The 7,241-nt window shown below is 58.2% G+C and carries 6 protein-coding genes; 5 read left to right on the top strand and 1 reads right to left on the bottom strand.

Annotated features, from left to right (window positions below; translation table 11 throughout):
• Nucleotides 1–839 precede the first annotated feature (839 nt).
• Entirely contained in the window at nucleotides 840–1,802 is a 963-nt protein-coding gene (locus E3T41_RS05830) for a sugar-binding transcriptional regulator (RefSeq protein ID WP_166791501.1), read from the bottom strand.
• Nucleotides 1,803–1,918: 116 nt separating this feature from the next.
• On the opposite strand from E3T41_RS05830, the gene E3T41_RS05835 reads away from it, so the two are divergent.
• From E3T41_RS05835 to E3T41_RS05855, 5 genes are all read left to right on the top strand, one after another.
• Nucleotides 1,919–3,283, top strand: a complete 1,365-nt coding sequence (locus E3T41_RS05835; RefSeq protein WP_134477719.1) for a sugar ABC transporter substrate-binding protein — start codon at nucleotides 1,919–1,921, stop codon at nucleotides 3,281–3,283.
• 69 nt (nucleotides 3,284–3,352) lie between these two features.
• Nucleotides 3,353–4,210, top strand: a complete 858-nt coding sequence (locus E3T41_RS05840) for a carbohydrate ABC transporter permease (RefSeq protein ID WP_134477721.1) — start codon at nucleotides 3,353–3,355, stop codon at nucleotides 4,208–4,210.
• Entirely contained in the window at nucleotides 4,207–5,130 is a 924-nt protein-coding gene (locus E3T41_RS05845; protein ID WP_134477723.1) for a carbohydrate ABC transporter permease, read from the top strand. The genes E3T41_RS05840 and E3T41_RS05845 overlap by 4 nt, the downstream gene beginning before the upstream one ends.
• Before the next feature lie 38 nt (nucleotides 5,131–5,168).
• Entirely contained in the window at nucleotides 5,169–6,215 is a 1,047-nt protein-coding gene (locus tag E3T41_RS05850; protein WP_198416390.1) for an NAD(P)-dependent alcohol dehydrogenase, read from the top strand.
• Nucleotides 6,215–6,940 (top strand): HAD-IA family hydrolase, encoded by a 726-nt coding sequence (locus tag E3T41_RS05855; RefSeq protein WP_134477725.1) that lies wholly within the window; start codon nucleotides 6,215–6,217, stop codon nucleotides 6,938–6,940. Before E3T41_RS05850 ends, E3T41_RS05855 begins: the two co-directional genes overlap by 1 nt.
• Nucleotides 6,941–7,241 lie beyond the last annotated feature (301 nt).

Raw genomic sequence — 7,241 nt, forward strand, 5'->3', positions numbered from 1 at the left:
CCGTGACGGGGCACCAGTGGTGCTGAGCCACACCACCACTGGTGCTCTTCCGCACGAACGGTGGGGCTCAACCGCACGATCGGGTGGGGCTCAGAGACTCGAATACTCAATCACGCTCTCACCGCCACGCAAGTTTCAATCTGCGGGGTTAATGCGGGGTTTCTGCGGGGTTTCAGAAATGAACACTCTGCCAGCCATCCCGGTCAATGCTGATGACCCACAGTCGACGATCCGTCGCGGCCATGAATCACTGGAATTCGCCGAAACGAAAGTCAATTGCGAGGCACATGGTTATGAGCCATCAGGCCAAGAAACAGAATCTCAACTGTCCCACTCACCAAAGGACAATTGCGGGTCACGTTGAACTCACAAAGGGAAACGACTATGAGGGGCGAGTTCGCTTAGCTGGGCTATACGAAACCGGCCAACGCCGCCTGGCTTAAAGAATCAGAACCATCAGCCCAGGGGGAGAACACATCCGGCGAGTTATTCACCTAGTGCAGCGTCTAAGTCTGGGCGTTGATCGGCACTTCTGGTGGACCGCGTGGCGGTCCGAGGGATTGCGAAAGGCGGTCTCCAACGCACCGGTGGGATTTGAACCCAATCTCTGTCTCAATCAAAGCCCGAAAGCGGTCAAACGGGAAGCGGGCGGTGGGCCTGCCGCTTGCCGCTTGCCGCTTGCCGCTTGCCGCTTGTGACGATGCCGGCGGTGGCCGTGGGGCGTCTGCCCGTTTCGGCTAGCAACTCGGTACCCTGCCGACATTCCTGCGCGCCGAGATCAACTCCGGTGTTCGCCCGGGCACGACCGACGACGACACCCGGCTACAGGGCGCTCACCCTCACCGCAGGTGGAGTCCACCGAAGCCAGTATTCAGTAGGGCAAGTCGAGCCGTTTCCTGATCGGTGATCAGGACGTCGATGAGTCCCGATTTCAACACTGAAAGAACAGCGCGTCGTTTGCCCTGGCCGCCGCCGAGAGCAATGCGTAGCGGTACTTTTCTGAGCTGAGCGGTGCTAATTCCGATTAGGCGGTTCTCAAGCGAGTGGACTTCCTTGCCTTCTGCATCGAGGAGCGTCGTGCCAATTTCTGCCACAACGCCGCTGCGAATGAATAAGTCAAGCTCTCCGTTACTGGCCAGCTGCGTGGCTAATCCCGAGCTTGCTGGCCAGCCGCCAACTGTAAGCACGACCTTGTCTAGACGATTCATCCGTTGAATGGCATTTTTCACCCCGGGCTGATCAGCAATGGCTTTTGCTGCTTCCTCGTTGGTCGTGAGAAACGGCGCATGCAAAGCAAACATACGACCCTTGGAGACGCTGCTGAGACGAACAATCGCATCCAACTCCTCTTCCGGAACCGAGCCGGCGACTCCTGTGACCTGCACCACGTCGCAGCTAGCAATCTCTGCCACGGACGAACACATCTGGATGATCGTTCGCCCCGGACCCAGCCCGATAATGTCATCTTCCCCCACCATGTCCGAGACCATACGCGCTGCTATCGACGCAATCACGGCGCGCGCTCCAACATCTGAAGCAGACGGTGGGATCACCACGAGAGCCGACGAAAGACCGAATTCACGCTCGAGTGCCTTCGACAGCTGGGTGTCGACAGGGTGAGGAAGTCGCGAGACAACCTCCACGAGCCCTTCATCGCGTGCGCGTCTGATCATTCGGCCGACCGCGAAACGCGAGATGCCCAGTTCCTCGGCAATGTCCATGGTCGATCTATCAAATTGCAGATTTTGAATAGCCGCATACGCGTGCTGAAGTTGCTCACGGATCCCGAAAGAGTTGCTCATCTGAGCATCATAGGCGCAACATCGAGCAAGCACCATAGGCTCCCTAATTGACCGGTCCATGATCGCAGCGCAATGCACCACGAAATGATTCCGGCATTAGTCCAAGGGAGTACTTAATGAAACCTCCGCATCCCAAAATGCGACGCACCATCACGGCGGGTCTCGCCGTGGCCACAACAGTTGCTGTTCTCGCGGGCTGTGCTTCTGGTCCCGCAGCCACCTCGACCGATGTTGCCGAATTCGGCTGGAAGAACTATTCGGGCGAAACGCTAAACCTGCTCATGAGCGAGCACCCGTTGTCAGCCTCACTCAAAGCCAATATCGATGACTTTGAGACCAAATCTGGCATCACGGTGAATTTCGAGACGTTGACCGAGTCCGACTACATGGTGAAAATTCTCACCGAACTCCAGTCGGGAGCCGGCGGTTACGACGTCTTCATGACGTCTCAGCCGATGAACTATCAGTACGCAGCCGCAGGTTGGATCGAGGATCTGCAGCCGTGGGTAGATGACATCAAGCAGACATCTCCCGACTACAACTTCGACGACTTCTTTCCTGCGCTGATCGAGGCAGAGCGCTGGGACACGACCAACTTCGGTGGCGCGGGCGAAGGTAGCCTCTGGGCAATCCCCGCCAACGAGGAGGGATACGCACTCTTCTACCGAAAAGACATTCTCGAAGCCAATAACATCGCCGTTCCACAGACCATCGATGAACTTCTCGCCGCAGCAGAGAAGCTGGACGGCACGGAGTTCGAAGGTACGACCATCAACGGTTTCGTGAGCCGTGGCGACAAGACCTACCCCACCCTCAACCCCTTCTCGACCTTTGCAGGTGCCTACGGCGTCAAGGATGTCACTGACGGCAAGGCAACGGTCAACAGCCCGCAGGCCATTGAGGCAACCCAGAAATGGGTCGACCTCATGCAGTTCGCCCCGGAGGCAGCATCTTCCTACACCTGGTACGAAGCCATGCAGGACTTCATGTCGGGCACCTCGGCGTTCTACATCGATGCCGACCACATGGCACCCGGCTTCGAAGAGAGCGGGATTGCCGGGAAGGTCGGCTACGCGCTTCCTCCTGAAGGACCCGAGGGTCGCGCATCCAGCATGTGGCTCTGGTCGCTGGGTATGAACGCCGCATCCGAGCACAAGGGTGCTGCCTGGCAGTTCATCCAGTGGGCCACATCAGAGGAGCAGCTCACCGCCGCTATTGGCGAGGGCAACATGAACCCCACCCGCATGTCCGTCGCCGATAGCCCCGAAATGGCTGCCGCGACAGAAGGCTGGGGTGATTACAACAAGGTCTGGAAGGAAATTCTTTCGGACTACGCCACCTGGCAGTATTCCCCCGCTGCCAGCTGGACAGAGGCCGGCGATATCTGGGCGAAAGCAATCCAGTCGGCAATTCTCGGCCAGAGTTCGGTCGAAGACGCGCTGAACGACGCTGCCGAAAAGATTGACGCAGTAATCAAGTAACAACGCAGGAACACGCTCGGTCGGCGCCTTATCCAAGGCGCCGACCGAGACACCATTGACGGGACAGTCGTGAAGCACAAGCCATATTTGCCATATCTGCTGGCGCTACCCGCGCTCGCGTTCTTGGTTGCCATCCTCTACCCATTCTTCACCGGCGCCTGGTGGTCATTCACTAGCTACCGGCTCAATCGAGGCGATCCCAAGTTCAACTGGGGCGCGAACTACATCGACATGTTCACGACCGGTGAGGGCCTGCACGCAATCGGCATCACCCTTCAGTATTCGATCACCGTCGTCATCATCGAACTCGTTGTCGGTATCGGAATAGCAATGCTGCTCAACACCGGCAAATACGGGAGTGTCTTTCGACTCCTCATCGTTCTGCCACTCCTCCTGCCGCCCGTAGTCTCCGCTCTGATGTGGAAGGTCATGCTCACCGACAATGGCGTCATTAACTGGCTCATCGAGGCTCTCGGTGGTCAAAAACTCCTCTGGCTGAATGGTCCCGACAGCGCCCTCTGGTCCGTGATTCTCATCGACGTTTGGATCTTCACTCCGTTTGTGGTCCTTCTCGCGCAGGCCGGCCTCCGCAGCGTGCCGGTCGAACTGCAAGAAGCGTCGGCAATGGATGGCGCCGGTCCTATCCGCAATTTCGTCTCAATCACCCTGCCACTCCTGATGCCCGTGCTGACGGTCATCGTGGCGTTCCGCGGGATCGACTCATTGAAAATGTTCGACATCATCTACACGACCACCAAGGGAGGACCGGTCGATGCGACAACCAATCTTCACGTTCTCGCGTACCTCGACGGGATTCGAAACCTCAACTTTGGGGCCTCCATGGCGGCGCTGATGCTGCTCTGGCTCATCTGCTACTTGATGTCGTACTTCTTACTCAAAGCTCGCCGCCAGGAGGCATCGAAATGACCACCACCGCTCCTGCTCGCCTGAGCGAAGACCCGCACACCCGGTCCAAGCCCACAGACCGGACCAGGAACCACGAGCTAGCTGTCCGAACCAGAAAGCGTAAGCGCGCCGTCAAACACGGATCGGCGATCCTCGTGTTGTCGATCTGGAGCGTATTCGCACTGACTCCGATTGTGTGGATCGCGATGATGTCCCTCAAGACGTCTGACGACATCATCACCTATCCGCCGAAGTTCGTCTTTCTGCCGACCCTGGCCAACTACGCGCAGATCTTCAGCGGATCTCAATTCCTCACACCATTCGTGAATTCGTTGATCGTGACGGCCGGCGCACTACTTCTGACCTTGGTGATCGGCCTGCCCACCGCGTACGCGCTGGCACGCTTTCAGTTCAAGGGTCGGGAGAACATTGCGTTCGGCATCCTGTCCATGCGCTTCGCCCCCGAACTGCTGATCATCCTGCCGCTGTACCTCATGTTCCAGAAGGTCGGCCTCTACGACAGCTACCTGGGCCTCATCCTCGCCTACCAACTGGTGACTCTCCCGATGCTCATCTGGATGCTTCGGTCGTTCATCGAAGATCTGCCCGTGGAGCTGGAAGAGGCGGTGGCCGTGGATGGAGGAACGCGGTGGACAGCATTCCGACACGTTCTGTTCCGCCTCATCGCGCCAGGACTTGGCGCAGCCCTGATGCTCTCGTTCATCTGGGCCTGGAATAACTACACCCTGCCGCTCGTGCTCAGTGGGAGAAACACCCAAGTCATCACTACGGGTATCCAGCAATACATCTCGTATCAATCCATTGAATGGGGACCAATGGCAGCCGCAACTGTCGTATCGATGGTTCCCGGCATCCTTTTCGCACTCTTCTCCCTGCGCTGGATTGTTGGCGGACTCACCGCCGGCACCGTCAAGGGCTAATAGCCATCGCTCTCGTTCTTCTCTTGAAAGGCAACTTCATGTCAATTCCCACCACCATGCTGATGAGCGTTCTCACCGCACCGCACTCAATCGAGCTGAATCGGGTGGCGACACCGACGCCCGGCCCCGGCCAGGTTCTGGTGCAGATAACCGCCGTCGGAGCGTGCGGTTCAGACACCCACTTCTATGAAAAGGGTGCGATCGGCAATATCGTCGTGAAGGGCCCAGTTGCACTTGGCCACGAAACAGCGGGCATCATCGCCGCGGTCGGCGAGGGCGTCGACACGAGTAGAGTGGGCGTTCGCGTTGCGGTCGAGCCGCAGACCCCGTGTCGTCATTGCGAGTTTTGCAAATCCGGGCGCTACCACCTCTGCCCCGAGATCAAATTTTATGGAGCGTGGCCCATCGACGGGTCCTTCGCCGAGTACGCCCTCGTGGACGACGACTTCGCGCACGAGATTCCCGACAGCATGACCGACGAAGAGGGAGCACTGGTAGAACCTGCATCCGTTGCAGTTCATGCGGCACGCATGGCCGGCATCACGGCCGGACATCGCGTATTCATTACGGGCGCTGGCCCGATCGGCGTCATGAACGCCCAAGTAGCCAGAGCATTCGGTGCGACGGAGGTGGTCATCAGTGATCCGGTAGCGAATCGTCGGCAATTCGCCCTGCAACACGGCGCAGATGTGGCGTTGGACCCGGCCACCGACGATTTTTCGGGGTTCGACCAGCATTTCGATGTGTACATCGACGCATCCGGAAACGCTCGGGCCATAAACTCTGCCTTCCCTACGATCAAGCGAGGTGGCGTTGCAGTGCTGGTCGGTATGGGCGGCGACGAGCTCACCGTGCCCATCGCTTTGTTCCAGCACCGTGAGATCGCTCTCAAGGGCACGTTCCGCTACGTCAACACGTGGCCCACCGCCATCGCACTGATCTCCACGGGAGCGATCGACGCAGCTCCGCTGGTTACCGGGCGGTTTGGCCTCGACAAGGTTCCGGAAGCACTGATGAGCGCAAAGACGGATGCGACCGCTATCAAGACAATGATCATTCCCTCGCTCACCGTGACAGACGTTTAGTGAACGAACCCCGGTCAGAGTTTGTGGGTAAAGAAGAGAACATTCATCTGCAATGGCAGGTTGCCGAGCTGCTGTTCGATATGGACGGCACGCTCATCGACTCGATCGCTGCCATTGAAGACGCTTGGGCGCGCTGGGCAGATGCCGAAGAGATTTCGCTTGGCCCAATCAGCACGCTGCACGGGCGCACGGCCGACGCTATTGCATCACCGCTGCTACCCAGCGAGCGAGTGGAGGCGGCCGTGCAGCGGTTAGATGATATCGAGGTGGAGTCGATCAGGGCCATTGTCGCCCTGCCAGGCGCGCTCGACCTGGTCAGGAAAATACCCCGAGATCGATGGGGTGTCGTGACGTCCGCGAGTCGTCGTGTCGCCCTTACTCGACTCAAGGCAGGGGGAATCCCCACACCAAGCCGCTTGATCTCAGGTGACGACGTTGCTCGGGGTAAACCGGACCCCGAACCGTATCTCCTGGCAAAATTCATGTCGACAGACGATTCTCGAGCGCTCGCATTAGAGGACACGGTGGCGGGACTTATCTCAGCTCGCGGTGCAAACTGTCTCACCATCGGCGTAGTGGGCACCGAGACGGCAGAAGTTCTCGCTCCCTATGCCGACGCCGTCATATCTTCCCTAGCAAACGTTCAGATTGTGCAGCTTCTAGATGATGGGATCGTTTTGAAGATAGACGCCCTACCGGTCTCACTCGCAAAAACCGCGGAGTAAGCAAGTCACAATCTTAAAAATTGGTTGATCTCCGAGATCGGGCCGACGTACGTTCACAGGCTCGCTGCCATTTCGTAATGAGTGTGAGCTTCAGACGTGGAGAGCGCAACGGGAAGCCAGAGTGCCACCAGTGATCTCCCTCCCCATCAGCACCAGGTGAACGTGGTGACCACGCGAGACACAGAACCAATCTGTGACCTGCCGCGGATATCTCGGACAGTGGGCCCTCTTAAAATGAGGGTTCACTGAAAGTAGAGATCAGCATGACCGCAGCACGCAGGCGTTTCACCCAGGAGTTCAA

The sequence above is a fragment of the Cryobacterium sp. Hh38 genome (genome assembly GCF_004403235.1).
In the GTDB taxonomy this organism is placed as follows: Bacteria; Actinomycetota; Actinomycetes; order Actinomycetales; family Microbacteriaceae; genus Cryobacterium; species Cryobacterium levicorallinum.